27 protein-coding genes are annotated in these 26,296 nt (G+C 66.2%); 5 read left to right on the top strand and 22 right to left on the bottom strand.

The window, feature by feature from the left end; genetic code table 11:
* Window positions 1–6: 6 nt before the first annotated feature.
* From AM590_RS17350 to cbiT, 10 genes are read right to left on the bottom strand one after another with little or no spacing between them, the layout of a single operon-like run.
* Window positions 7–390 (bottom strand): DUF3209 family protein, encoded by a 384-nt coding sequence (locus AM590_RS17350; protein ID WP_042664700.1) that lies wholly within the window; start codon window positions 388–390, stop codon window positions 7–9.
* A gap of 2 nt (window positions 391–392) precedes the next feature.
* Window positions 393–1,613: a CbiX/SirB N-terminal domain-containing protein gene (locus AM590_RS17345; protein WP_058828556.1), complete on the bottom strand. Its 1,221-nt coding sequence runs from the start codon at window positions 1,611–1,613 to the stop codon at window positions 393–395.
* Window positions 1,610–2,332 carry a hypothetical protein gene (locus AM590_RS17340; RefSeq protein ID WP_058828555.1) on the bottom strand — a complete coding sequence of 241 codons (723 nt, stop codon included), beginning with the start codon at window positions 2,330–2,332 and terminating at the stop codon, window positions 1,610–1,612. Before AM590_RS17340 ends, AM590_RS17345 begins: the two co-directional genes overlap by 4 nt.
* Window positions 2,329–2,586, bottom strand: coding sequence for a ferredoxin (locus AM590_RS17335; protein ID WP_058828554.1), 258 nt, complete (start codon window positions 2,584–2,586; stop codon window positions 2,329–2,331). Before AM590_RS17335 ends, AM590_RS17340 begins: the two co-directional genes overlap by 4 nt.
* Window position 2,587: 1 nt before the next feature.
* Window positions 2,588–3,568 carry a precorrin-3B C(17)-methyltransferase gene (gene cobJ / locus AM590_RS17330; protein WP_058828553.1) on the bottom strand — a complete coding sequence of 327 codons (981 nt, stop codon included), beginning with the start codon at window positions 3,566–3,568 and terminating at the stop codon, window positions 2,588–2,590.
* A gap of 3 nt (window positions 3,569–3,571) precedes the next feature.
* Window positions 3,572–4,450 (bottom strand): precorrin-3B C(17)-methyltransferase, encoded by an 879-nt coding sequence (locus AM590_RS17325; protein WP_058828552.1) that lies wholly within the window; start codon window positions 4,448–4,450, stop codon window positions 3,572–3,574.
* Entirely contained in the window at window positions 4,447–5,427 is a 981-nt protein-coding gene (gene cbiG / locus AM590_RS17320; RefSeq protein ID WP_058828551.1) for a cobalt-precorrin 5A hydrolase, read from the bottom strand. Before cbiG ends, AM590_RS17325 begins: the two co-directional genes overlap by 4 nt.
* Window positions 5,424–6,269: a precorrin-4 C(11)-methyltransferase gene (gene cobM, locus AM590_RS17315; RefSeq protein ID WP_058828550.1), complete on the bottom strand. Its 846-nt coding sequence runs from the start codon at window positions 6,267–6,269 to the stop codon at window positions 5,424–5,426. The genes cbiG and cobM overlap by 4 nt, the downstream gene beginning before the upstream one ends.
* Complete coding sequence (locus AM590_RS17310) at window positions 6,266–6,973, bottom strand: cobalt-factor II C(20)-methyltransferase (RefSeq protein ID WP_058828549.1); 708 nt, start codon at window positions 6,971–6,973, stop codon at window positions 6,266–6,268. The genes cobM and AM590_RS17310 overlap by 4 nt, the downstream gene beginning before the upstream one ends.
* Complete coding sequence (cbiT, locus tag AM590_RS17305; protein WP_058828548.1) at window positions 6,970–7,524, bottom strand: precorrin-6Y C5,15-methyltransferase (decarboxylating) subunit CbiT; 555 nt, start codon at window positions 7,522–7,524, stop codon at window positions 6,970–6,972. Before cbiT ends, AM590_RS17310 begins: the two co-directional genes overlap by 4 nt.
* A 170-nt stretch (window positions 7,525–7,694) precedes the next feature.
* Here cbiT and AM590_RS17300 point away from each other — a divergent pair, with 170 nt between their 5' ends.
* The 4 genes from AM590_RS17300 to AM590_RS17285 all read left to right on the top strand — a co-directional run bounded on the left by AM590_RS17300 (window position 7,695) and on the right by AM590_RS17285 (window position 9,711).
* Window positions 7,695–7,880, top strand: coding sequence for a CbtB domain-containing protein (locus tag AM590_RS17300; protein ID WP_042664716.1), 186 nt, complete (start codon window positions 7,695–7,697; stop codon window positions 7,878–7,880).
* A 2-nt stretch (window positions 7,881–7,882) separates the two neighbouring features.
* Window positions 7,883–8,743, top strand: coding sequence for a CbtA family protein (locus AM590_RS17295; RefSeq protein WP_058828547.1), 861 nt, complete (start codon window positions 7,883–7,885; stop codon window positions 8,741–8,743).
* A complete protein-coding gene (locus AM590_RS17290; RefSeq protein ID WP_058828546.1) occupies window positions 8,743–9,084 on the top strand; it encodes a ferredoxin in 342 nt (113 codons plus the stop codon). The genes AM590_RS17295 and AM590_RS17290 overlap by 1 nt, the downstream gene beginning before the upstream one ends.
* A gap of 132 nt (window positions 9,085–9,216) precedes the next feature.
* Window positions 9,217–9,711 (top strand): Lrp/AsnC family transcriptional regulator, encoded by a 495-nt coding sequence (locus tag AM590_RS17285; protein ID WP_058828545.1) that lies wholly within the window; start codon window positions 9,217–9,219, stop codon window positions 9,709–9,711.
* Between the two features lie 96 nt (window positions 9,712–9,807).
* On the opposite strand, the gene AM590_RS17280 is transcribed toward AM590_RS17285, so the two are convergent.
* Together AM590_RS17280 and AM590_RS17275 are read right to left on the bottom strand one after the other, a co-directional pair.
* Window positions 9,808–11,220, bottom strand: a complete 1,413-nt coding sequence (locus AM590_RS17280) for an APC family permease (RefSeq protein WP_058828544.1) — start codon at window positions 11,218–11,220, stop codon at window positions 9,808–9,810.
* Window positions 11,221–11,459: 239 nt separating this feature from the next.
* Window positions 11,460–12,836, bottom strand: coding sequence for an NAD-dependent succinate-semialdehyde dehydrogenase (locus AM590_RS17275; protein WP_058828670.1), 1,377 nt, complete (start codon window positions 12,834–12,836; stop codon window positions 11,460–11,462).
* 260 nt (window positions 12,837–13,096) lie between these two features.
* Between AM590_RS17275 and AM590_RS17270 the strand changes: the two genes are divergently transcribed.
* Complete coding sequence (locus tag AM590_RS17270) at window positions 13,097–14,407, top strand: aspartate aminotransferase family protein (protein WP_058828543.1); 1,311 nt, start codon at window positions 13,097–13,099, stop codon at window positions 14,405–14,407.
* A 33-nt stretch (window positions 14,408–14,440) separates the two neighbouring features.
* Here the strand turns inward: AM590_RS17270 and AM590_RS17265 are convergent, their stop codons facing one another.
* The 10 genes from AM590_RS17265 to AM590_RS17220 form a co-directional block, all read right to left on the bottom strand.
* Window positions 14,441–14,971, bottom strand: coding sequence for an Lrp/AsnC family transcriptional regulator (locus AM590_RS17265; protein ID WP_007274222.1), 531 nt, complete (start codon window positions 14,969–14,971; stop codon window positions 14,441–14,443).
* 208 nt (window positions 14,972–15,179) lie between these two features.
* A complete protein-coding gene (locus AM590_RS17260) occupies window positions 15,180–16,295 on the bottom strand; it encodes a DUF917 domain-containing protein (protein ID WP_058828542.1) in 1,116 nt (371 codons plus the stop codon).
* On the bottom strand, window positions 16,292–17,380 hold the full coding sequence (locus tag AM590_RS17255; RefSeq protein WP_058828541.1) for a DUF917 domain-containing protein: 1,089 nt from the start codon (window positions 17,378–17,380) through the stop codon (window positions 16,292–16,294). Before AM590_RS17255 ends, AM590_RS17260 begins: the two co-directional genes overlap by 4 nt.
* Window positions 17,380–18,924, bottom strand: coding sequence for a hydantoinase/oxoprolinase N-terminal domain-containing protein (locus AM590_RS17250; RefSeq protein WP_058828540.1), 1,545 nt, complete (start codon window positions 18,922–18,924; stop codon window positions 17,380–17,382). The genes AM590_RS17255 and AM590_RS17250 overlap by 1 nt, the downstream gene beginning before the upstream one ends.
* A complete protein-coding gene (locus AM590_RS17245) occupies window positions 18,917–20,008 on the bottom strand; it encodes a DUF917 domain-containing protein (protein WP_058828539.1) in 1,092 nt (363 codons plus the stop codon). Before AM590_RS17245 ends, AM590_RS17250 begins: the two co-directional genes overlap by 8 nt.
* Complete coding sequence (locus AM590_RS17240) at window positions 20,005–21,078, bottom strand: ABC transporter ATP-binding protein (protein WP_058828538.1); 1,074 nt, start codon at window positions 21,076–21,078, stop codon at window positions 20,005–20,007. The genes AM590_RS17245 and AM590_RS17240 overlap by 4 nt, the downstream gene beginning before the upstream one ends.
* A complete protein-coding gene (locus AM590_RS17235; protein ID WP_058828537.1) occupies window positions 21,071–22,183 on the bottom strand; it encodes an ABC transporter ATP-binding protein in 1,113 nt (370 codons plus the stop codon). The genes AM590_RS17240 and AM590_RS17235 overlap by 8 nt, the downstream gene beginning before the upstream one ends.
* Window positions 22,180–23,079 (bottom strand): ABC transporter permease, encoded by a 900-nt coding sequence (locus AM590_RS17230; RefSeq protein ID WP_008096975.1) that lies wholly within the window; start codon window positions 23,077–23,079, stop codon window positions 22,180–22,182. Before AM590_RS17230 ends, AM590_RS17235 begins: the two co-directional genes overlap by 4 nt.
* Window positions 23,076–24,107 (bottom strand): ABC transporter permease, encoded by a 1,032-nt coding sequence (locus tag AM590_RS17225; protein WP_004972089.1) that lies wholly within the window; start codon window positions 24,105–24,107, stop codon window positions 23,076–23,078. The genes AM590_RS17230 and AM590_RS17225 overlap by 4 nt, the downstream gene beginning before the upstream one ends.
* Window positions 24,104–25,849 carry an ABC transporter substrate-binding protein gene (locus AM590_RS17220; RefSeq protein WP_058828536.1) on the bottom strand — a complete coding sequence of 582 codons (1,746 nt, stop codon included), beginning with the start codon at window positions 25,847–25,849 and terminating at the stop codon, window positions 24,104–24,106. The genes AM590_RS17225 and AM590_RS17220 overlap by 4 nt, the downstream gene beginning before the upstream one ends.
* Window positions 25,850–26,296 lie beyond the last annotated feature (447 nt).

The raw sequence follows: 26,296 nt of genomic DNA, 5'->3' as shown, positions 1-26,296 counted from the left end.
CGGGAGTCAGTCCTCGACGGGGAAGGCGTCGTGGAGCGTGTGGTGCGCCTCCCCGAGGTCGTCGAGGAACGCATCGGCTCCCTCGCGGATGCGGCGCAGCGACCGCTCGGCGTCGCGGACGGCGACGAGTCGTCCCCGAAGGTAGCCCGATTGTGGGTCGTCGTCGTCGATTCGCGTCGCCTCCGCTTCGAGGTCGACGAGCGCGGCGTCGAGATGTCGCTGGGCCTCGTCGAGCGTGGTCGCGTTCGCGAGCGCCTGAATCGGGCCGGGGTCGGCGTCGCCGAGGTAGTCTTCGAGTTCGGCTTCGGCGTGTCGCTTCGCGTGTTCGTCGGTCGTTCCGGTGATGTTCAGGAGCGCCAGTCGGAGCGCTTCGAGTTCTGCACAGGCCATGATTAGAGTGATTGGTGGACGAGGTTCGAGACGATGCGGTCCCGTTCGAGATGGGACGAGACGATGCGGTCGGTGTCGTCGGGCGTCACGCCGCCGTACCAGACGCTGTCGGGGTAGACGGCGACGATTGGACCGTCGCCGCACTGGCCGAGACACGAACTCCGCGAGACGTGGACATCGCAGTCGTCGGCGTCGCGAACGCCCTGTCTAAGTTGTTCGAGGACGGTCGCCGCGCCGCTCGCGGCGCAGGTCTGGTTCGTGCACACCGCGACGTGTTTCTCGGGGGCGTCGTGGGCGTGCGGGTCGTCGTCCACGTCGCTTCGGTCGGCGTGTTCGGCCTGATGGACGAGCGAGCGGAGCATCGCGCGAGCGCCGCCCTCGTCGTCCTCGTAGCCGGCGAGTTCGACCTTGTACTTGCAGGTGTCGCAGGACATCTCGACGCTCCCCGAGCGCGCTTCTCGGTAGCGGTCGGCGAGCGTCTCGACCACCCGGTCGTCTGTGCCGAGCGGCCCCGACGCGCCGGCGTCGACGTAGGGGTACTCCTTGTCGAACGTCTCGGCTTTGTCCACGATTCGCCCCGTCAGCACGCCGTCGCCGAGCATGTACGGGAGGACGACGACCGCGTCCGGGCGGTCCTTGGCGACGGTGTGAAGCGTCTCCTCCAACCGGGGCGTGGTGACGCCGATGAACGCCGATTCGACGCGGGTGAACCCCCGACCCTCGTACAGCAGGCGCGCCAGTTTGTGCACGTCACCGTTCGAGTCTGGGTCGCTCGACCCGCGGGCGCAGAGCACGACCGCCACGTCGTCGTCCTCGCGGTCGACGCCGAGGTCGGACTCGACCGCCTGCACTCGCTCGTCTAACAGGTCCACGAGCGAGGGGTGGATGCCGAGGTGCGAGCCGAACCGGAACTCGGTGTCGTCGTGGGTCGCGCGGGCCCGCTGGACCGCAAGCGGCACGTCGTTTTTGACGTGGCTCGCAGCAAACAGCGAGAGGGGGACGACGGTCATCGTCCGGCAGGTCGGTGCCATCGACCCGATTGCGTCGTCTATCGAGGGTTCGGCGAGTTCGATGTACGCCGCGTCAACCGGGATCGACAGCCGGGACTCCAACTTCGCGGCGAGCGTCCGAACCTGCTCGTTGGACTCCTCGCGGCGCGAGCCGTGGCCGACGAGGAGCACCGCATCGTCGTCGAGCGCCGGGTCCGGTCGTTCGAGGCTCATGCGTTCTCGGCCTCTTCGAGGCTGCGGACGAGCTTTCGACGCCGCGTCGGTGCGAACAGGCTCGTCTCGTCGCTCCCCTCGTAAACCCACTCGCCGAAGCCGGCGGCCGCGTCGTCGTCGATGCCGAACCAGTAGCCGCCCGACGAGGTCTCTTGAATCTCGCCGGTCGGCGCGTCAACGGGGCAGGCGTCGAGCAGTCGGTCCACGGTGTCGAGGAGCGCCCGGTCGTCGTGGACAAACGAGATGCCGACCGTCCCCGACGAGGATTTGAAACAGACCGTCCCGCAGGATTCGAGGAGTCCCCGAAGGAGTTGTTTTCGCCGGGCTTCGAACACGTCGAAGCGGTAGCCGCCGTCGTCGTCGCCGACGGGGAGGCCGAACGCGGCGCTCGCGCTTCTGACCACGTCGCCTTCGACCATGACGTGGTACTCGTCTTTGACGCGGGTGACGGCGGTGTTGTGGGCGTACTCTCGCTCCGTCTCCCGGCGGTCGATTTCGCCGCCGCCGGCGATGACTGCGAGGCGGTTCGCGCAGGTCTCGTCGTTCGTCAGCGCCGTGAACTGTCCCGGCTCGACCGTTCCGCCGCCGGCGACGTGGCCCCAGAGATAGGCCGTCTCGGGCGCACTTTTCAGGAGGTCGTCCGCGGGGGCGACGCCGGAGTCCACGCTCGCGTCCGAGTCGGCGTCCGCGGCCGAGCCGTCGGCGTTCGCGTCGCTCACGCGTCCACCTCCCGGACCGAAATCGCACCCGGCGGACAGGCTCGCGCCGCGAGCGTCGCGTCGTCGTCGTCGGCTTCGGCATCACCTTCGAGGAGAGCGACGACGCGCTCGTCCGTCTGCTCGACGCGCACGACGCCGGCCGCGTCGGGGTCGATTGTGGCGAGTCCGTCGTCGTCCTCGACGAACCGGCCGTCGCGGGCGAGACAGGCGAAGATGCCGTCGCAGGCGTCTCGGTCGATTTCGATTTCGAACATCTCAGTACTCGTACTTCTGCTCGTAGCCCCGCGGCGTCACCATCCGGTCGTCCCAGACGTACGTCTCCTCGTTGCCGACCAGCAGCGTCGTCGTCATGTCCACGAGGTCGGTCTCGCCGAGGTCAGGGAGTTCGCCGAGTTCGACGATTTCGACTTCCTCGTCGTCGCGGCCCGCGCCGTGGACGATACCGACCGGCGTGTCGGGCGCGCGGTGTTCGAGGAGAATCTCGCAGCACTTCTCGTAGTTCGACCGGCGCTTGCGGCTCCACGGGTTGTAGATAGCGATAGTGAAGCCCTCCTTGGCGGCCGCGTGGAGGCGCGATTCGATGGTCGGCATCGAGGTCAGGTGGTCCGAGAGGCTGATGGTCACGGTGTCGTTGACGAGCGGCGCGCCAAGTCGGGCCGCGCAGGACTGCGCCGCCGGGACGCCCGCGACCACGTCGAAGTCGACCATGCTCGCGGTCGCGCCCTTCGATTCGAGGATTTCGAGCGCGAGGCCGGCCAGCGCGTACACGTTGGGGTCGCCGCTGCCGACGATTGCCACGTCGTTGCCAGCGAGCGTTCGGTCGACCGCCTCCTCGGTCCGGGAGACCTCGCCGCACATCGGCGTCGAGTAGATGTCCTCGGCGTCCTCGACGATGTCGTCGGGGAGGAGTTCGATGTAGGTCGTGTAGCCGACGATGTGATCGGCCTCGCGGAGCGTGTCTTTCGCCAGCGTAGTCATCTCGCTCGCGCGACCGGGACCGAGGCCGACGGCGACGAGTTGCCCCGGTTCGCCGTCGAAGTCCTCGACGGTCGCTTCGACCTTCTCCGCGGTCTGTTCTTTCTTCGACCCGCCCGAACTGCCGCCGCACTTCGAGGATGACTCGTCGTCGGACTTCGAGGACGACGCGCCACACTTCGATTCTGCGTCGGCCGAGTCGGTCGATTCCGCAGTCGCTCCGCCGCACTTCGATTCGGTTGTCGTGTCTGATTCGCTCATGGATTAGAAGTCGTCGACGTCGCGCCCGCCGCGGGGCGTGACGAGGTACGTTTCGTAGTCGTTGCTCCAGGGTTCGGTCTCGTGGGTGCCGATGAGAATCGAGGTCCCCATCCCGCCCACGTCGTCGTCGTGGGCCTTCGCGTCGCCGAGGGTCGTAATCGAGAACGTCTCGTCGTCCAGATTTCGCCCGGCATCGCCCCGACCGGCGTCGTTGAAGATGCCGACCGGCACGTCGTCGGCCCGCTCCTCGCGGACCACGTCGATGGCGCGTTCGTAGTTCCGCCAGCAGTTGTACAGGACGATGACGAAGCCGCTGATGGCGGCCGCGCGGAGTTTCTCCTCGATTTCGTCCCAGCCGCGCCACTTGTCGGACAGCGAGACCGTACAGAAGTCGTTCGACAGCGGCGCGCCCATCATGGCCGCGCCGCCGAGCGCCGCGGTGACGCCGGGGACGATTTCGATGGGCACGTCGGTCGCCGCGTCCGTCTCCGCCATCGTGAACACGAGGTCGGACTTCCCGTAGACGTTCGGGTCGCCGCCGGAGACGTGGACTACGTCCTCGCCGTTCCGGACGCGCTCGAACGCCTCGCGGGTCAGTTCGACCTGCTTTCCCATCGACGAGCGGACGACCTCCGGCCCCTCGTCGCTTTCTTCGGGTGGGAGGGTTCCGTCGTCTCGGAGGAACTCCTGATAGAGGTTCGAAGCGACCACGCAGTCCGAGGTCGAGACGAGTTCCTTCGCTCGCTTCGTCATGTGGTCGGGGAGGCCGGGACCGATGCCGACGACATAGAGGGTTCCGTAGTCGTCTGGGTCCTCGTCACGGCTGCGGTTGCGGTCGCTGGAGTCGGACGCCGGTTCGGTCGGCTCGTCGCCGTCACTCATCGTCCCACCGCCACGGTCACGGCGTCGTCGTAGCGCCGCTTTTTGACGACCAGTTCGTGGTCGCGGCCGCCGGCGATGGCGCTCGCCTCGGCGATGCCGGGCCAGCCGATGAGTTCCTTCGACCGCGAGGGCGTCGGCCCCTCGAACTCGGTGAGGGTCTCTTTTTCGAAGTAGACGACGCCCGCGCCGATTTCCTCGGCGGCGTCGAGCATGCCGGGTTCGTCCGCCTTTCGCGTGCCGGTGGCGACGAACTCCACGTCGTCCCAGTCGCAGTCGGCGTCGTCGAGCGCGCGCTCCCACGCCGTCAGGAACTGCGCTTTCTTCGCGCCGGAGACGCTGCCCGTCCCGAGGACGACGCCGTCGTCGCCGTTGCGCTTCAGGACGGTCACGTCGTCGCCGACGAGGACCGCCTTCGGACCGTCGAGTCGGGCGACGGGACCGAGTTCGTCGTTGAGGACGGCGAGGTTCGTCGCCACGGTCGAATCGCCGTTGACGACGTGGGAGTCGAGCGCCTTCGCCTTGCTCTCGACGCCCTGCTTGCCCGCGGCCTCCGAGGCGGTCGTCATCGCCGGGACGGCCCCGAGTTTCGAGAGGTCGTGGGCGACCTGATTCGCGCCGTGGTGGCCGCCGGTGAGCGGTATCGCCCACGTCAGTTCCTCGTCGACGACGACGACCGCCGGGTCCTCCCACTTGTCGTCGAGGAGGTCGGCGGTTTTCCGCATGGCGATGCCGCTGGCCATGAGGCCGACAAAGCAATCGTACTCGCCCCAGTGGTCGGCGAACACGTCGCCGTGGTAGGTGAGTATGTCTATCTGGTCGTAGTCGTCCGCGAGGTCGCGTTTGATTTCCTCCGCCGTGTCGAGTTTTCGTTCGAAGCTGACGATGGCGATTTCGTCGGCTACCTCGCCGTCGCTGTCGGGAGTGCTACAGTGGCCGCTTCCGGAGTCGGTGTCGGAGTTAGAGTCTGCGTCGCTCATTGCGCATCACGCTCCTGCGGTTCGGAATCACCATCGGGTTCGTCGTTCGGTGCGTCGCCGCCGCGGGCCCAGTCGCCGTAGAGGAACGACCGCTCGTAGTCAGAGCCGTTCACCGCCTCGCCGATGATGACGAGCGCCGAGGCGCGGTAGCCCGCGTCTTCGACCCGCTCGCCGATGGTCTCGATGGTGCCCTCGATGACGTCTTCGTCCGGCCAGGAGGCGTGGTAGACGACCGCGACGGGCGTGTCGGGGTCGTGGCCCTCGTCCAGCAGCCGGTCCATCGTCTCGGCGACGGCGTGGGTGCCGAGGTAGATGCAGACCGTGGTGTCGCCGAAGCCGACGAAGTCGCTGATGTGGTCTTCCTCGGCCGAGAGCGTCCGGCCCTGCGGCCGGGTGAAGACGACGTGGTTCGAGACCTCGTTCAGCGTCAACTGGGTTCGGAGCGTCGCGCTCGCGGCGAACGCCGAGGTGACGCCGGGGACGAGGTAGCTCGGAACGCCCGCCTCGGCCAGCGCGTCCATCTGCTCTAAGGCGGCCCCGTAAATCGCTGGGTCGCCGCTGTGGAGTCGGACGACGGTTCGCCCCGACTCGTAGGCGTCCGCCATCAGCGGAATCAGCTCTTCGAGGTCCTTGCCGACGCTGTTGACCTGCTCCGCGTCGGCGCAGAACTCGTCTAAGAGTTCGCTGTTGACGAGCGACCCCGCGTGAACCACGAGGTCGGCGTCCTCGACGAGTTTTCTCCCGGCGACGGTGAGCAGGTCCGGGTCGCCCGGTCCCGCGCCGACGAAGGGGATTCCCTCGTCGTCGGTGAAGCCGGTGTCTGCTTCGCCGTCGACGCTCACGCCGACCCCCCCGACTCGACACCGTCGAACGCGGCAGTCGCCACGTCGCGCTCGACACCCTCGCGCTCCGCGTAGGCCAGCGTGTAGTAGTCGCGCTCCGCGAGTTCGTCGGGGTCGTCGGTGACGACCGTCTCGCCTTGTTCCATGAACAGCCGGCGGCCGAACCGAACGTCGTAGCCCGCCTCGGTCAGCTTCTCGTGGGTCGCCGGCGCATCGGTGACCTTGAACAGTACCATGCGGTCGGGACCGGTCGGCGCGGAGCCGTTGGCAGCCTCGCGGAGCGCGAGTCCGGTTCCGGACTCGATTTCGACGCCGAGCGCGGTCGTGAAGGCCGTCATCGCGCTCACGCCGGGGACGACTTCGAGGTCGACCTCGGGGTGGAACGCGGCGAGGGTGCGGCGGAGGTGTCCGAACGTCGAGTAGACGTTGGGGTCGCCGAGCGTCACGAACGCCACGTCCTCGGACTCGGCGCGGGTGGCCACCTCGGCGGCGGCCTCCTTCCACGCGCGGCGGAGTTCGTCGGGGTCGCGCGTCATCGGGAAATCGAGATCGCCGATGCGCTCCTCGGGGACGTGGTTCAGCGCGACCGTCCGCGAGAGTCGGCCGGGCGAGTAGACCACCGCCGCCGATTCGAGCAGGCGTTTCCCCTTGACGGTCACGAGGTCGGCGTCGCCGGGGCCGAGGCCGATGCCGTAGACGGTCATAGTCCCTCCGCGTCGCGTCGACCGACGACGACGTACACCGGGTTGTTCGACCGGAAACTCGTCGCGCCGGCGAGTTCGTAGCCGTGGCTCACCTGCATCTGGACGACCTCCGAGAGCAGGTCGCGCTCGCGGAACGCCTCGATGGCGTCGCCAGCGGGTTCGACCCGCGAGACGTTCATGACAATTCGGTCAACGCCGGTTTCGACGGCGTGGTCCAACACGGCCTCGAAGTTCCGACTGCCGCCGACGAACATCGCGTCGGCGTCGTCCGGGAGGCCGTCGGGAGCCTCCGCCTCGCGGAGCGTCACGTCGGCGTCGTACTCGTTCGCCGCGAGGTTCTTTCGCGTCACGTCCAGTCGCTTCGGTTTCCGTTCGACGGCGGTCACGCGCTCGACCCGGCGGGCCGCCTCGATGGTGACCGAGCCGGTACAGGAGCCGACGTCGACGAAGTGGTCCGTCGGCCGCAAGCCGAGTTTGTCGAGCGTGACCGCTCTCACCTCCGGTTTCGTGGGTCCCGCCTTGGCGTCGTGCGGGAGCGTTACCTGTGACATTCGACTCGACAATCCGGGCGCGGTTTGAAAACAATTGTGCTTGGAGTACAGCAAATGAACTTTCATAAAACTGCCCCGATGAGTTATTAAATCTAAGTTGTTGAATTGCAATCTTGGTTGTCTTCGAAAGTTTTACAAGCAGACTTGGTTTTCATCAATCTGAGTTTACCATGGCTACGGCGAACACCGTCAACGGTCGAATCGAACGCGCTCGTACCGAGCTATCCCCCACGCAGATGGCTGCAGGAGCCCTCTTTATCGCCGCGCTGGGCTTTACGCTCCTGTTCGTGCAGGACCCGCTCGTCCACGACTCGCTGCACAACTTCCGCCACGCGGCCGGTATCGCCTGTCACTAACCATGTTCGCCCAGTACCTGACGCGGGGGGTGAAGGCGGGGTTGGTCGCCGGACTGGTGTTCGGCCTGTTCATGGCCGTCGTCGCCAACCCTCTCGTCGCCTACGCGGACGAACTGAACCACGCCACGGTTGAGGAGAGCGGTCACAGCCACGAGGCGGAGAGCGCCCACAGCCACGAGTCCGAAGGAACTCACAGCCACGAGTCCGAAGGAACTCACAGCCACGGGTCCGGTGACTCTCACGCCGGCGAAGGCGGCGGCCATCACGACACCGCGGTGTCGATGGCGGTCACGAAGGCCGTGAGCGTCGCGGCCGGCGGGCTGTGGGGCGTCGTGCTCGGCGGCGCGTTCTTCGGGGTCGCGTTCTTCTTCCTCGAACCGGCGATTCCGGGTCCCGACGCCGCGAAGAGCTACCTGATGGGCCTCGCGGGGTTCATCACCGTCTCGGGCGCGCCGTGGCTGGTCCTCCCGCCGGCCGCGCCGGGCGCGGAGCAGTCGCTTTCGGTGGCGACGCGGCTCCCGCTCTACGCCGGGATGATGCTCGCCGGCGCGCTCGCTTGCCTCTCGGCGGGTTACGCCTACACCCGCTTGCGCGAGTCGAGCGGCCTCCCTGCGGCCATCGTCGGCGCGGTCGTTCCGTTCAGTCTGCTCGCGGCCCTCGCCGTCGTCGCCCCCGAAAACGCGGTTCACGGGGCGCTGTCGCCGACGCTTGAAACCGGACTCACCGGACTGTTCGCGTTCGGGCAGGTCCTCCTGTGGCTCGTCCTCGCGGCGGCGCACGCGTGGTTCCGGCTGTCGAGTGAGTCCGAGTCCGAATCGGCGATTCCGACCGCAGGCCGGGACTCGGCTCCTGCGGCCGACTGATGCGCGACCGAACCGACGAAATCCGCGAGCACGGCTTCACGGACCACGTGTTGGTCTGTACGAACAGCCGAGAGTCCGAGTACGCCGACTGCGCCGAGGCCGACGGCACCGCGGTGTACGACGCGGTGACCTCGTGGTTGCGCGACCGTGGCGTCTTCTGGTCGCGGGTTCAGGTCGCCGAAACGAGCTGTCTCGGCCTCTGTAGCGCCGATGGGGCCGCGGTCGCCATCCACCCGCGGAACCGGTGGTACTCGGACGTTCGCCCCGACGACGTGCCGTCGTTGTTGGCCGAGGAGTTCGGTCCAGACGCGTCGAACCTCGGCGTTCAGCCCACTCGCTGATCGCGGAGTGCGGGGTCGACGACCTCCAGCGACTGCTTCACCCTCCTTCCCATTCTCGGCTCGCCGTTATCCCTCGGCGAAACTGGGGTTGAACGCAGAACAATAATATCGGTGCACTCCTGATTACGGTTCATGGACGAGAAGGACCTTCGAATTCTCAAAGCCATCGGGACGCTCGAATCGGGGAGCCCCGACCGGATAACCGAGGAGACCGGCATCCCGAAGTCGACCGTTCACTACCGCCTCGAACGGCTCCAAGAACAGGGCATCATCAAGAACGACATCTTCGATATCAACTTCGAGAAGGCCGGGCTGAACCTCACGCTCATCACCGAAGTCTGGGCGGAGTACGGTTCGGAGTACCACAAAGAGGTCGGCGACAAACTCGGCGAGGTGCCCGGCGTCAATCAGGTGTACTTCACGCTCGGTGACACCGACTTCGTCCTGATTTCGCACCTCGCCTCGCGCGCGATGGTCGAGGACCTCATCTCCGAGTTCGAGGAGATAGACGAGATTTCGCGGACGAGTTCGACGTTCGTCATCACGACCATCAAAGACGAGCCGAACCCGCTGAACGACTACGAACTCGAAGAACTGAAAGACGCCCTCCTCCCGGACGTGGCGTAACGCGGTCCGTGTCGACTCCGCGAGCGCGACGACTCGCACCCGTGCCGCACCCGAACGCTACCGAAACCGAACCGCGCTTCGACCGCCGGAAGCGGATTAGTCTTCGAGTTGTTGGGCGCTCAGGTGCGCTTTGGCCTCCGTCCGGGTCGGGAGCCCGCCGGCAACGGCGAGTAGGACGACGCCGAGCAGACACCAGCCGCCGACCATCGCCCACTCGTAGGGCCACGCCAGCGCCGAGGGCGAGCCGGGAAGGTACAGGCCGACGAAGAACACCGTCAGCAGCAGGCCGAGCGCGCCGACCGCGTATCCCGCGGGGAGCTTGAACGGCCGGTCGAAGTCGGGGTTGCGGTACCGGAGTACGAGGAACGAGACGACGACGAGGAGCCACGCCGTCACCATGCCGAGACCGCCGGCGTTGACGACCCACACGAGCATCTGCTCGCCGAACAGGGGCGCGAGCGCCGCGAGGCCGCCGACGAGCACGATTGCGGTCGAAGGCGTGTCGTGGTCGTCGTGAATCGTCGCGAGCCGCTCGGGGAGCATGTTCGAGTCGGCCATCGCGTAGATGGCGCGACTGGCACCGAGGACGAAGCCGTTCCAACTCGTGAGGATGCCCGCGAGGCCCGCCAGCGCCATGATGCGGCCGATGGTCACGCTGTCGAACGCGATTTCCATCGCCGTCGCCGCGGGGAGCGAACTCTCGACGAGCGTCGCGCCCGTGGCGACCTGTCCGGCGGCCCAGATGACGGCGATGTAGAACGCGGCGGCGCAGGCGACCGAGAGGCCGATGAGCCCGCCGAGGAGCTTCGGCGACACGTCGGCCTCACCCGCGGCCTGCGGAATCACGTCGAAGCCGACGAACATGAACGGCGTCATGATGGCGACCGTAAACACGCCGCCGATGCCGGCTCCCGCGAGCGGCGGCGAGGACGGCGAGGTGCCGTTGAACAGCGCGCCGAGGAGGAGCGTCAAGCCGGCCAGCGTGATGACGAGCGCGAGAATCGCCTGGAACTGCGCGGCCGGGCGGACCCCCCGGTAATTGAGGTACGTGATAACCACGGAGCCGATGACGCCCGTCGCCACCCACGTGCCGTAGACCGGCTGGCCGGCGACCGTCCAGAGTTCGAACACGTTGAAGCCGGGGACGATGTACGCGAGGGCGCTCGGGAGCGCCACCGCCTCGAACGCGACGACGCTGATGTAGCCGAAGATTATCGCCCACGTACAGACGAACGAGCCGGCCGGCCCCAACGCCCGCATGCTGTAGACGTGTTCGCCGCCGACGAAGGGCATCGCCGAGGCGAGTTCGCCGTAGATGAGCGAGACGACGAACACCATGAACCCGCCGAGGACGAACGCCGAGATAGCGCCGGTGACGCCGCTCTGGTCGATAAAGTACCCTGTCTGCACGATCCAACCCCATCCGATCATTGCCCCAAGCGCGAGCACGAACACGTCGCGCTTCGAGAGGACGCGTGAGAGTTCTCCTGTCATGGTTGTGAGTGACATCACCACATTCTAACTTACCCACTATATATCTTACTGTGTTCAATTTTTAGATAGAATTAGGAACACAGTTCAATAGTAACGCGTCGTCTGGGACGACAAACCGGGCGACGATTCACCTGAAAATCGCCAAACGGGCGGCGGTTCGAATGGTAGTCAACTCGTCGAGCGGAAAGAAAAGACGGGAACGCCCGATACGTCCTCCGGCGGTCGCCGCGGGCGTCGCGCCGGTGTCGGAGCGATTACTCGTCTGGCGCGTCCTCGACCCAGACCGTCTTCGTGTTGACGAACTCCCGAATCCCGTGCCGGGAGAGTTCGGTCCCGTAGCCCGAGTCCTTCGTCCCGCTGAACGGAACCCGCGGGTCCGACGCGACGATGTGGTTGACGGCGACGTTACCCGCGGTGAGCTTCGTCGTGAGCGCCTCGCCGCGTTCGGCGTCGGCCGTCCAGACGCTCGCGCCGAGGCCGTAAGGAGTGTCATTCGCCACGCGGACTGCCTCCGTCTCGTCTTCGACCCTGATGACGGTGGCGACGGGGCCGAACAGTTCCTCGGTCCTCGCGGGCGCGTCGTCGGGCACGTCGGTCAGCACCGTCGGTGGGTAGTAGTGGCCGGGTTGGTCGAGCGGTTCGCCGCCGAGGCGGAGCGTTGCGCCGGCCTCGACGGACGCCGTGACCTGCTCGTGGAGCGTCTCCATGAGGTCCGCCCGCGCCTGCGGCCCCACGTCGGTCTCGGGGTCCGTGGGGTCGCCGACGGTCAGCGACCGCATCTCCTCGGTGAAGCGCTCGACGAACTCGTCGTAGACACTCTCGTGGACGAGGAAGCGCTTCGCGGCGATACAGGATTGGCCGTTGTTCTGGGTCCGCGCCCGTGCGGCCTGTTTCGCGGTCGCTTCGAGCGGCGCGTCGTCGAGGACGATGAACGGGTCGCTCCCGCCGAGTTCGAGCACCGTCGGCTTGAGTTCGCGGCCGCTCGTCCCCGCGACGGCCCGCCCCGCGCGGGTGCTCCCCGTCAGGCTGACGCCGCGAATCCGGTCGTCTTCGATGACGCCGGCGACGCGCTCGGCGGGGACCTGCAGCGAGGTGAACACGTCGTCGGGATAGCCCGCCCGCTCGAAGACGGAGGCGATGGCGTCGGCGCAGCCGAAGACGTTCGGCGCGTGTTTGAGCACCGCGACGTTGCCGGCGGTGATGTGCGGGGCCGCGAACCGGAACACCTGCCAGAACGGGAAGTTCCACGGCATCACCGCGAGCACCGGGCCGATGGGTTCGTAGGAGACGTAGGTCTTCGACCCCGGCACGGTGCCGATGTGCTCGTCCTGCAGGAACTCCGACGCGTGCTCGGCGTAGTAGTCGCAGACCCACGCGCACTTTTCGACCTCGGAGACTGCCTGCTCTATGGGCTTGCCCATCTCCTCCGTCATCAGGCTCGCGTACTCCTCGCTGTTCTCGCGCAGCACGTCGGCCGCGGCCGCGAGCAGTTTCTCACGCCGCGAAATCGGCGTCTCGCGCCACGATTCGAACCGGTCCCACGCGGCGTCCAAGCGCGCGTCGACCGTCGCCTCGTCGTGTTCCTCGTGCGTCTCGATGACTTCCTCGGTTGCGGGGTTGATGGATTTCATGGTCGGCTCTCGGGAGCGCGGCGGTCGCTCGCGGCTCCCGCTTGCCCCGATTTTCGCCACAGACGTTGATAAATGTTCCAGTGAATGTATATTATTCGGACTGTGTTCAACACTTCCCATAGCGGCGAACGGTGTCGAGAACAGAGTCTCCAGCCACACTCGAATTCGGTGCGACCGTTTCGTGACCGAAACCGACGAGATGATTTGAACTTTGTCCCACACAGTATAATTTATTAGGATTCAGTTTAGAAGTTGTGTTCATGAGAGAACGGACGACGAATTCGTCGGTCGAGGCGGCGTACGACGACTACCTCATGCCGATTTGGAAATCGCTGAACGTCCCGGTCGAGCGGGCATCCGGCTGCACCCTCGAGGATTTCGACGGCAACGAGTACCTCGACGTGTTCTCCGGCATCTCGGTGACGAACGTCGGGCACAACAACGAGGCCGTCGTCGAGGCCGCGACCGAGCAGTTAGAGGAGTTCGTCCACGGCTGTTCGTACGTCCACCCCAACCGGCCGGTGGCCGACCTCGCGGAGACCATCGCCGAGGTGACGCCCGGCGACCTCCAGAAGACGTTCTTCTGTAACTCCGGCACCGAAGCCGTCGAGGGTGCCATCAAGCTCGCCCGGAAGTACACCGGCTCCAAGGAGGTCATCTCGCTGGAGATGGGCTTCCACGGCCGCACCCTCGGTAGCCTCGCGCTTACCGGCAACAGGGCCTACAAGCAGGATATGGCCCCGACGATTAACGACGTGGCTCACACCGCGCCGCCGTACGCCTACCGCTGTCCCCGCTGTGACGGCGACATCTGCGGCGCGGACTGCGCCGACGCGCTCGAACGGGTCATCGGCTCGCACACCAGCGGCGACCTCGCGGCGGTCGTCGTCGAACCCGTCATGGGCGAGGCCGGCATCGTCGTCCCCTCGGAGGCGTGGCTCAAGCGCGTTCGGGACATCGCCCACGACCACGGCGCGCTCCTCATCGCCGACGAGGTCCAGACCGGCTACGGTCGCACCGGCGAACTGTTCGCCAGCGAGCACTTCGGTGTCGAACCCGACATCCTGACGCAGGCGAAGGGCATCGCCAACGGCCTGCCCCTCGGCGCGTTCACGGCCCCCGCGGACATCGCGGACGCGTTCGGCTCCGGCGACCACCTCTCGACGTTCGGCGGCAACCCCGTCGCCTGCGCGGCCGCGCTGGCGACCATCGAGGAACTGCAGAACGGTATCATCGACAACGCCCACGAGAACGGCGAATGGCTCTCCGACGAACTCGCCACGCTCGAATCCGACTACGACGCGGTCGGCGAGGCCCGCGGCCTCGGACTGATGCAGGGCATCGAACTCGTTGACCCGGAAAAGTCGGGCCCACAACACGTCGCGCCCGCACCGGACAAGGAACTCGCCGCCGCCGTCGGCGAACACCTCCGTGAGGAGTCCAACGTCGTCATGGGCGTCGGCGGCTACTACAAGAACGTCATGCGCTTCCAGCCGCCGCTGACGATTTCGCAGGCGCAACTCGGCGAGGCCGTCGACGCGCTCCGCGCCGCGTTGGACGACCTGGCCTGAACAAGAGCCCTCCGTACCGCGCTACCGACCGATTCAGGGGCGGTCCAGCTCTTTGTCCCACGCCTTCCACGTCTTCAGAAGCGGGATAATGGTGTAGTCGTCGACGATTTCCTCGCCGTCGAAGAGGTCCCAGACGTACTCTTTCAGCGCGTTCAGGTCGGTGTGCCACGCGCTGAAGACGAGGTCGTACTCGCCGAGACAGGAACTCGTGTTGTAGACGAGTCCCTCGTCGATGAGCATCGTGATGAACTCGGTCCGAACGTCCGAAGAGACGTGCTGGTTGAACGAGACGAGTACCTGCGCGTCGGCGAGGTCGGCCTCCTGGAGGACGATGACCGCGAGAATTTCGAGCACGTCGCTCTCTTGAAGTTTCTCGCGCCGGCGACGGACCGCGGTCCGAGAGAGGCCGACCCGCTCGGCGAGTTCCGTGTCTGAGATGCGGCCATTCTCGTTGAGCGCGCGGAATATCTCGTAGTCGTGCTCGTCGAGGTAGTTTTCGAGGACCGCCTCCGGCGTGTTCGGATCGGACGGGGCGTCGGCGGACGTGAGGTCGGGGTTTTCCATGGTCGGATGTATCAGCGGGGTTCGATTTGAAACTGCTGGTGGCGCAAACGAATCAAAACGACACGCAAGTTGTGTCGAATTGGCTAGTTCACGCGTCGGGGGACTAGGTGGTGGTACGAGTTGGTTCGGTCGCGGGACGCCGCGCGAAACGCGGCTTCGAGGGCGATTCTGCGGTTAGGCCGGCGGTGGGACTGCGGTGACTGCGGCGTCACCAACCCGTCTCGTCCCGCGGAAGCGGGTCGTAGGGGATGTCGTAGCCGAACGCTTCGGGGCCGATGACGTCGAGCGCTTCGGGCGTCGTGAGCAGTTCGGGTGCGGGCACGCCGAGGACGCGGACGCGCTGGCCGTATCGCAGGGCGTCGGTCATGACCGGCGCGCCGGTGTCGGTGTCGACGAGGCAGATGAGGTCGGGGACGGTCGTGAGCAGCTCGCCGTCGTCGTCCCGCGCGACGAGAAACTCGTTTTGGAACTCGATTTCGAGGGTCGCGTCCTCGTCCAACCCGGAGAGCGTGACGCTCCCGAGCGCGAAGCCGTCGCGGTTGCGGCGGTGCACGTCCACGATTTTCCCGGCGAACAGTTCCTCGCCGCCGAGGAGTTCGCGGCCGGCGTCGACGGGGTCGGTGCCGGCGTCGCGGGCGCGTTCGACCGCCCGACCGAGTTCGGTGGCGAGCGAGACGGTGTGGGGAACCGCGTACTCCGAGACGAACTCCCCGGTCATGAGCGGGAAGGCGTAGCCCGAGCGGCCGCCCATCTGGACGGTGATGGCCCGCGCGAGGTCCTCGAGGCGCTTGGCCGAGTCGATGTCCCGGTAGACGACCTGGTTGCCGCGCTCGTCGGTCGTCGCCGCGTAGTTCACGGGCGTCCCGTAGATGAAGAACGTGTCCATCTGGAGTTCGGGGAACGCCCGGCCCATGCCGTCGGCGTCGACCACGGGGAGGTCGGTCATCGCCGCCACGCACAGCGGGGCCATGCTGTTCGCGCCGCCGATTTCGCCGGGGATGAGCGCGTCGACCGTCTCGCCGGAGAGGTCTTCGATGGCCCGAAGCGACTGCACCTCCTCGTCGCCACCGGCGAACTTCTCGACGCTGATGGTGGGCGCGCCCATCCCGCCGACGCTCGCCACGGTGGCGTCGGCCGGCAGGTCCCGCGGGTCGACCAGTTCGACCGCGTCGGGGTAGGCGTCGTCTTCGAGGAGCGTCTGTAGGCGCAGTCGGCCGAGGCGGGGGTTGCCGCCGCCGCCGGTTCCGAGGATGCCCGCGCCGATGCCGAGCGCTTCGAGGTCGTCGAGCGTTACCTCCGTCAGGTGTGGGATGTCGAAACTCATGGGTGGTCCGCGAGTGGTTCGTAGGTCGCGTCGAGGCCGAACGACCCCGGACCCCACACGTCGAGCGCGGCGGGCGTCCGCATTATCTCGGGCGTTCGGATGCCGAGCACGCGGACCCGCGCCCCGTACCGGAGGCTTTCGGTCGGAATCGGGCCGCCTGTCTCGCGGTCGAGGACGGTGATGAGGTCCGGGACGGTCGCCACGTAGCGTCCGTCCACGGCCGCGCCGAGGTTCTCGTTTTGGAACTCGATGCGCATCGCCGATCCCTCGTCGGAGTCGAGGCCGTCGATATCGACGTGACCGAAGACGAACCCGCGCTCGGTGCGGCGCTGCACGTCCACGATTTTCCCCTCGAACAGCGACCGCGCCTCGCCGTAAATCGACTCGCGGGTCACTTCGCGAATGGCGTCCATCGCGTCGTCCTCGGCGAGTCGGAGCGCGCGGCCGAGGTCGCGGGCGAGCGACATCGTGCCGGGGATGGCCGTCTCTTTGACCTGCGTCCCAGTCATCGGGTAGTCCGAGACGTAGGCGACGCCGCCCATTCTGACGGTGACGCCGCGGGCCAGCCACTCCAACTGGTCGTTGTCCTCCGTCTCGATGAGGCAGGTGCTCCCCTGCTCGTCGCTGACGGCCGCGGGCGTCCCGCTGACGCCGTAGATGTTGAACGTCTCGTGTTGGAGTTCGGGGAACGCTCGGCCCATGCCGTCGGCATCGACCACGGGAAGCCCGCGGCGGGCCGCGACGGCGAAGGGGAACGTCGAGTTGATGCCGCCGCACTCGATCGGCATCGTCGCGTCGGCGGTCTTGCCAAGTTCGCGCTCGATGCGCTCCATCGAGGTGACGGCCTCCCGCCCGCTGGGGAGCTTCTCGACCGAGACGGTCGGCGCGCCCATCTGGGCGGTCGGGATGACGAAGTCGTCCGCGTCTAGTTCGTTCGGGGGGAGGAGTTCGACGGGGCCGAACTCCTCGATGGCCTGCTTCGCGACGAGCTTGCCGACATGGGGGTCGCCCCCGCCGCCGGTGCCGAGGACGGTCGCGCCGAGCGCGATGTCCTCTATCTCCTCGACGCCGATTTCGACCGTCATCAGTGGTCGAGCGCCCCGGCGGCCTTCACCTTGATTCGCACCGCGTTCCCCGGCAGGTACGAAAGCGGAACCTCCTCGACGTCGACGATGTCCACGCTGTCGGCGTCCGCCCCGGCGGCGAGCGCGTTGTCGGTGGCCTCGTCTTTCGCGTGTTGGATGGCCTCCTCGCGGTCCATCTCGTCGAGGCTGTAGATGCGGTCGACCTCGCCGGAGACCTGCGCGATGGCGACACCGACGGCGTTCGCGACCTCGTAGTGGTCGGGCTTGTGGACCTCGCTCGCGCCCGCGATGTCGTCGGGGACGAGGATGCTCCCGCCGCCGACGATGACCACGGGGACCGGCTCGGCGCTCGTCTTCATGCGGTCGACCTCGCGCTCGACGCGCTCTCTGACGTACTCGCGGGCGGCCTCGACGATTTCCGCGTCCACGTCCGGCGTCTCGGAGCCGATGTCGATGGTGCCCGCGGCGACTTCGAGGTCGGTCGCGGTCAGCGTGTCCCCGCCGAAACACTTCGCTTCCTCGGTCAGCTTGTAGCCGACGCTCTGGGGGCCGACGGTGACGCCGCCGTCGGTCGAGACGATGGAGCCGCCGCCGATGCCGATGGCGATGATGTCGGGCATGCGGAAGTTGGTCTTCACCTCGCCGATTTCGACGGCGACGCTGCTCTCGCGGGGGAAACCTTCGGTGACCGCGCCCACGTCGGTCGTCGTGCCGCCGACGTCGACGATGATGCCGTTTTCGACCGCAGAGAGGTACGCCGCGCCGCGAACCGAGTTCGAGGGTCCGCTGGCGACCGTGAAGATGGGATAGCGGATGGCGTAGTCGACGCTCATCAGCGTCCCGTCGTTCTGACCGAAGTAGAGGTTCGCGTCGATGCCGCGTTCGTTCATCGCGTCCACGAAGGCGTTCGCGGCCTCCGAGGCGACGCTGGTGAGCGCGGCGTTGAGCGCCGTCGCGTTCTCGCGTTCGAGCAGGCCGACGCTCCCGATTTCGTTCGAGACCGAGATGGGCACGTCGTCGCCCACCTCATCGCGGATGAGTTCCGCGACCCGCGTCTCGTGGTCGTCGCGGACGGGCGAGAAGACGCTCGTCACGGCGAAGGCGTCCACGTCGGCGAACTCGCGAATCTGCGCTCTGACCTGCTCCTCGTCGAGGTCGTTGAGGAGGCGGCCGTCGAACTCGTGACCGCCGTCGAGGATGGCGACGTTGTTGCCGATTGCCTCGGCGAGGTCGTCGGGCCACTCGAGGAGCGGGCGGATGCTCTGGGTCGCGGGCGCGCCGATGCGGATGACGCCGACCTCGTTGAGGCCGCGGCGCTCCGTGATGGCGTTCGTCGCGTGGGTCGTGCCGAGCATCACGTAGTCGAGTTCGTCCTCGGAGACGCCGCTGTCGTCGAGGACCACGTCGAGGGCGTTGAGGATGCCCGACGTGATGTCTTCGGTCGTGGGGGTCTTCGTCTTCGCGAGGAGGTTGTCGTCGCCGTCCATGACGACGGCGTCCGTGTTGGTGCCGCCGACGTCGATTCCGATTCGGTAGTCAGTCATGTTTGGGTTGCTGGAGAGTTTCGATTGGTTCGTAGTCGATGCTGTAGTCGAAGTACCCCGGCCCGACGAGGTCGAGTCCCTCGTCGGTTCGCCACTTCGGCGAACACGGCATTCCGATGACCCGCACCCGGTGGCCGTAGGCGAGTCGCTCGGTGGTGACGGGGTCGCCCGTCTCGGCGTCGAGGACCGTAATCAGGTCGGGGGTGCTCGCCACGACGCCGCGCTCGGAGTCGCGGGCGACGAGGTTCTCGTTCTGGAAGTCGAGGGTGAACGTCCGGCCCTCGCAGTCGTCGATGCCGTCGAGGGTCGCCTCGCCGACCGCGAAGCCGCCTTCGGTCCGGCGCTCCACGTCGGTTATCTTCCCCGCGAACAGCTCGTAGCCGTCCGTGAGTTCGAGGACCGCGTCGACGGGGTCCCGCGAGCGGTGCTTGGCGGTGCGAATCGCCTCGCCGATATCGTGGGCGAGTGACATCGAGTCGAGAATCGCGTGCTCGCGGACTTCTGCGCCGGACAGCGCGTAGGTGCCTATCATGCACGCGCCGCCCATCTCGATGCTCGTCACGCGGGCGAACGCCTCGGCGTACTCGTTGCTGACGGTGTTCACGAGAAGCGAGTTGCCCTTCTCGTCGGCGATGCTCATCGGGGTCGCGCTGACGCCGCCCATCGTGAGCGTCACCATCTGCACCTCGGGGAACGCCCGGCCCATGCCGTCGGCGTCGACGAGGGGGAGTCCGAGCGCAGCGGCGACGGCGATGGGGACGGTGCTGTTCAGCCCGCCCGCCTCGATACTCATCGTCGCGTAGGCCTCCTGTCCGAGGTGCGTTTCGAGCGCCTCGAAGGCGGACAGCGCCTCAGTCCCCTTCGGCATCTTCTCGACCATCACGGTCGGTGCGCCGAGCATCGCGCTCGGGATGACGAGCGCGTCGTCGGGCACGTCTCGCGGGTCGATGAGGTCGACGGGTCCGTGCTCTTCGATCGCCTGCTGTGCCATCAGCTTCCCGATGTAGGGGTCGCCCCCGCCGCCCGTCCCGAGGACAGTCGCGCCGGTTGCGAAATCGTCGATGTTGTCTGTGGTTATCTTCATGGTTCGTTTGTGTTCGATGCGACTGTCTCGTCGGCGACCGCCGCGACGGCCACCTCGGGCACGTCGTCGAACGCGTCGGCGTACGCCTCGTCGTAGATGTGACACCGGACGCTGGGGCCGGCGTCGACCGCGACGAACTGCGGTTCGTCGGCCGAACACGCGTCGGTCGCGTAGGGACACCGCGTGTGGAACCGACAGCCCGAGGGCACGTCCCGCGGGCTGGGAATCTCGCCCCGGAGCGGTTCGTGCCGCGGCTTGTACGCCTCTTCCTCGTCGGTCGTGACGGGAATCGCGGAGAGAAGCGCCCGGGAGTAGGGGTGTCGCGGCCGCTGGAAGACCTCCTCCGTGGGGCCGCGTTCCTGAATCTCGCCGAGGTACATCACGGCCGTCTCGTCGGCGAAGTTACGGACCAGAGAGAGGTCGTGGGTGATAAAGAGGTAGGTGAGTCCGAACTCCTCCTGTAAGTCTTCGAGGAGCGCGATAATCTTCGCCTGCACGCTCACGTCGAGGGCGCTCGTCGGCTCGTCGAGCAAGAGCAGTTCCGGCTCGACCGCGAGCGCGCGGGCGATGTTCACCCGCTGTTTCTGCCCGCCGGAGAGTTCGTGGGGGTACTTGTTCCAGTACTCGTCGTTCAACTCGACGCGTTCGAGCAGGTCGACCACGCGCGACCGGAGGTCGGACTTCGGGACGCCGCGGGCCTTCAGCGGGACCGCGAGCGACTTGCCGATGGTCCGCCGGGGGTTCAGACTCGACGTGGGGTCCTGAAACACCATCTGGACGCGCGACCGGAGGCGAGCCAGTTGCTCGTCGGTCGCGTTCGTGATGTCCTCGCCGTCGAACCTGACGGTCCCGCCGGTCGCGCCGGTCAGGCCGATAATCGTCCGGGCGACGGTGCTCTTTCCGGACCCGGATTCGCCGATGAGCGCGAGGGTCTCCCCGCGCTCGATGTCGAACGAGACGCCGTCGACCGCTTTCACGTAGTCGGACGTGCGCTTGATGATGCCGCTCTTGACGGGGAAGTACTTCTCGAGGTCGTCGACTTCGAGCAGGGGTTCGGACACGTCAGTCATCCCCCGTCTGCTTGCCCGGTCGCCGGGTCATGTGACTCCGGGTCTCCTCGACGGTCGGCCGCTCGGACGCTGGCACGGCCTCGTCGTAGAGGACGCACTCGACGCCGGTCTGCGGACCGCGTTCGTACATCTCCGGGCGGGCCTGCTCGCACTCGGCGGTGGCGTAGGGACACCGCGGCGCGAACCGACACCCCGGCGGTGGGTCGAGGTACTCGGGAATCGAGCCGTCGATACCGGTCGCCATTTCGTCGCCCGTCAGGCGCGGGATCGACGCGATGAGCCCCTGCGTGTAGGGGTGTTTCGGGTTCTCGAACAGCTCGTCTGTCGGCGCGGTCTCGACGATGCGGCCGCCGTACATGACGTACACGCGGTCGCTCACCTGTCGAGCGACGCCGAGGTTGTGGGTAATCATCAGGACGCTCAGGTCGTGGTTCTCGATGAGGTCCTTCAGCAGGTCGAGAATCTGGTCGTGAATCGTCACGTCCAGCGCGGTGCCGATTTCGTCGGCGATGAGCAGGTCCGGCTCGTTCAGCAGGGCCTGCGCGATGAGGGCGCGCTGGCGCATCCCGCCGGACAGCTGCGACGGGTACGAGTCCATGATGTTTTCGGGGTCCGGCATCTGGACCTCGCGGAGCATCTCCAAGACGCGCTCGCGCGCCTCGTCGCGTTCGCCGCTGAAGCGGCGGCGGAAGAACTCCACGACGCCCGTGTCGCTGTCACCGCCGAACTGTGCGGTGTCGGTGAGCTGTTCGCCGATGGTGAACGTCGGGTTCAGACTCGACATCGGGTCCTGGAAGACGAGGCTCATCCGCTGGCCCTTGACGCGCTCGAACTCGCGGTCCGAGAGCGAGAGCAGTTCCGTTCCGTCGAACGTAATTTCACCGTTCACGCGGGCGGGCGGCTGGTTGAGCAGGCGGAGGATGGACTTCATCGTCACCGACTTGCCGCAGCCGGTCTCGCCGGCGATGGTGACAACCTCGCCTTTGCCGATAGAGAGGTTGACGCCGTCGATGACCTCCGCGAAGCCGTCGAACGACTCGAAGCCGACTTCGAGGTCTTCGACGGTCAAAAGCGGGTTCTCGGCGACCGGCTCGTCGAGTTTCATCGGTTCACCTCCACGTCGAAGAGGTCACGAAGCCCGTCGCCGAGCATGTTGAACCCCATCACGAGGACGAAGATGGCGAGCCCGGCGAAGACGCTCACCCACCACGAGTCGGGCAGGTAAGACGTTCCTTGGCTGACCATCGTCCCGAGGCCGGGCTGGGGCGGCTGGACGCCGACGCCGATGAACGACAGGCCAGCGCCGATGAGGATGACGAAGCCAGCGTCGAGGGTCACCTTGACCAGAATCGGCGACAGCGTGTTCGGGAGAATCTCCCGGAAGAGGATGTGCGGCGTGCTCGCGCCGGCGAGCTTCGCGGCCTGCACGTACTCCTCGCCGCGCTCGCTGGCGACGATGCTCTGGACGAGGCGTGCGTGCCACGTCCACCACAGCGCCGCGATGGCTATCATCGCGTTCGTCAGCGTCGGCTCTAAGGCCGAGGTGATTGCCAACGCCATCACGAGCGGCGGTAAGGCGAGCGCCGTGTCGGTCGCCCGCATGATAATCGTCTCGACCCAGCCGCCGTAGTAGCCGGCGACGAGGCCGAGCAGCACGCCCACGGGGACGCCGAAGCCGAGGACGACACCCACGAGCATGAGCGACAGCCGGTAGCCGAAGAGGATGCGCGAGAGCACGTCGCGGCCGACGTGGTCGGTCCCCAGCGGGTGGTCGAGGCTCGGCGGCTGGAGCGTGTTCGAGAAGTCGGTGAATTTCCCGGCGTGTTCGGGGTACGGCGCGACGACGGGTGCGAAGACGGCGAGCAAGATAATGGCGATGATGATTCCGAGACCGATGACGCTCATCGGCCTGCTCGTAAAGCGCTTCCACGACCGCTGCCAGAGTTCGCGGCGCTCGGCCGAGACGAACCGGTCGAGGACGCCCGCTGACTCGGCGCTCATGTCGCCTCCTCCATCGCCAGTCTGATGCGGGGGTCAACGCGACCCAGCAGCACGTCGACGAGGAAGTTGATGCTCACGAACGCGACGCCGATGGTCATCGTGACGCCGACGACGGCGTTGAAGTCGTTGTTCAGCACCGCGGTGACGCCGTAGGACGCGAGGCCGGGCCACGAGTAGACGAGTTCGATGAGGAACGCGTTCCCAAGCAGCGAGGCGTACAGCAGCCCCAGAATCGTGAGCGTCGGGATGAACGCGTTCTTGAGCGTGTACTTGTACGTGACGAGCCACGAGGGGAGGCCGAAGCCGCGTTCGGCCTCGACGTAGTCCTGGTCTTTCACGTCAATCATGCTCGACCGAGTGATGCGCATCACCTGTCCGATGCCGGCGAGCGAGAGCGCGAGCGCCGGGAGGATGATGTGCGCCCACGCGTCGACGTGAGCCGCGAGGTTCCCCGACAGTAGGGTGTCCACGAGCAGGAAGCCCGTGAACCGCGAGACGCCCGAGCCAAACTCCGAGCCGAGCCGCCCCGTGATGGGGAGCCATTCGAGCAGGTAGCCGAACAGCAGTTGGAACATGATTGCGATGAAGAACCCGGGCACGCTCACGCTGAAGAACGCGACGAGCCGCGTCGCGTTGTCGGTGAGCCCGTCTTTGTTCTGTGCGGCGACGACGCCGAGCGGAATCCCGATGACGACGGTGAGGAACATCGACACCGTGATGAGTTCGAGCGTCGCCGGCAGGTAGTAGACGATGTCGGTGCTGACCGCGCGCTTCGTCTCGAGGCTCGTCCCGAGGTCGCCGACGAGCAGTCCCCGCATGTAGTCGAGGTACTGCAGTGGAATCGGCTTGTTCAGCCCCATCTCGGCGGCGAGCGCCTGCACCTGTTCTTCCGACGCGAGCGCGCCGAGGGCCATCCGCGCGGGGTTCCCGGGAAGCACTCGTGACGTGGTGAAGATGATTATCGACAGGCCGATGAGACTCACGAGGATGCCCGCGAGCCGGCGCACGAGGTACTGCCAGTACTTCATTCTTGATAGAAGTCGGGGAACCAGTAGTCGAAACTCATCGACGGCCGGAAGGTGTAGCCCTTCACGTCCTCGGCGAAGGCGTGTTTCTTCGACTGGACGAAGATGAACAGGTCGGGGTACTGGTTCGCGATGCGCTCTTGGACCTCGGCGTACAGTTCGGCGCGGGTGTCGGCGTCGACCGTCGAGCGCGCCTCGTCGATGAGGTCGTCGACGTTCTCGTCTTCGAGGTGTTCCATGCTCATCCACGTCGACGCGGCTTCAGAGTGGTACTGGTTGTAGAACACCGTGTCGGGCGAGGGATACACCGGCCCGTAGAACACCTGATTGATGTGCGGCGTCCCCTCGACGCTCGTCGCGAGTTCGGTCATCGTCCCCCACGTCTGGGGGTTCAACTCGACGTTGATGCCGATTTCGTCCATGTTCTGCTGGAACAGTAGGCCCATCTTCTCTTCGAGGCCGTAGTCCTTCACGTAGGTGTTCTGGACGGTGATGTCGCCCTCCTCGTAGCCGGCGTCGGCGAGAATCTGCCGCGCCTTCTCTGGGTCGTAGGTCGGCTGGACGATGTCGTCGTTGTGGACGCCGAACGAGGTGGGGAGCGGTCCCTGCGCGGGGAGCGACCCCGGCGCGATTTCGTTGCGCGCCGTCTCGTAGTCGAAGCCGTAGGCCATCGCCTCGCGGACGGCGGGGTCGTCTGTCGGGGACTTCTGGGTGTTGATTTTGAAGTAGAACGTCGTCACCGTCGGGACCGACTCGACGCGAATGTCGTCTTCGGCCGCGAGGGCCTCGTAGGTCTCCTCGCTCTGGTACTGGCTCGACATGTCGAGTTCGCCCGTCTTCATCAGCGAGCGAACCGTCGGGTCGTTGGTGATTATCTGGACGACGACGTTGTCGTACGCGCCGTCTTTGAACGAGCCCCAGTAGTCCGCGTAGCGGCTGAACGAAATCTGGGCCTGCCGCTCGAAGCCGGCGAGTTCGTACGGGCCGGAGCCGGCGTCGTTGTCGTTGAGGAACGACTGGCCGTAGTCGCCGCGGTCGCCGAAGTCGCCGTCCTCGGCGTTGTCGAGGACCAACTGCTTGTCGACGACGAACAGTAACACGAGCGTCGCGAGGAACGGCGAGTGGACGCGGTCGAGTGTGAACGACACGGTCCGCTCGTCCTCGACGGTCACGTTTTCCTTCGAGAGCACGTTCCCGAGCAGCGACGAGTACCCCTGGTTGATATCGAGGAACCGCTCGGCCGAAAACTGCACGTCCTCCGCCGTGACGGGGTTGCCGCTGTGGAACGTCGCGCCCTCGCGGAGCGTGAACGTGTAGGTCCGGTTGTCGTCCGAGACGGTCCAGTCCTCGGCGAGGTGCCCCTGTAGGTTCCCCTCCGTGTCGGGGAACACGAGCGGGTCGTAGAGGTTGACCAACGCGAGCACCTGCGTGTAGTCCGTCCCCTTCGCGGGGTCGACGGTCCCGAAGCGCTGGGTCGCACTCATGCGGAGCGTCGAACTGCCCGAGTCGCCGCCGGACGACGTCTCCGTCTCCGTGCTCTCGCCGTCGCCGCCCGTGGCCGTGGTCTGTTCTTCGCCGTTGTAGCTCTCACCGCCGCCGGAACAGCCGGCGAGACCTGCGATGCCGGCCGTCCCGAGGGCCTTGAGGAAGTTTCGACGACTCGCCGCGTCTCCGAACCGAGCGCGGATTGACTCCGATTTCGACCCCACCTGCGACCGCGTCTGTGTGATGTCCTTTCTCGACATACGTTACTCATTCTCACAGAGGTGCAATGGAACATAAAGGTACCGTATAGTAACCTAAAACAATATTCTCGGTTCAATATGGAATGCTCTATGAACAATATGGAACAACGTGGCTGTGTCTTCTATCACACCACTCGATTTGCGGTGGTAATCGACCGACACCACCCATCCCTACAGGAAGACGTCGACTCTACGGGCGACGGTTCAGTTTCTCGGGCGTCGACTGCTTTCTCTCTCGCGCGAGTCCGCGTTCGTCTCTCGTCTCCGCGAAGAGTGGCGATTCCCGAGGATACCGTTATCGGTTGGTACCTCACGGATATTTATCAAAATACTATGTTAAAATCCCAATTGACATTTTTGAACGAAATGTGTCTAAACCAGAACAGATTTTTGAGAAACTAGTATTTTGAACCCATATCTGCCTCTAGTATGTGTAATATTCTTCAA

Origin of the sequence: Haloferax sp. Q22 (assembly GCF_001482285.1) — an archaeon.
GTDB lineage: Archaea > Halobacteriota > Halobacteria > Halobacteriales > Haloferacaceae > Haloferax.
This window is presented reverse-complemented; position numbering and strand designations above follow the sequence as displayed.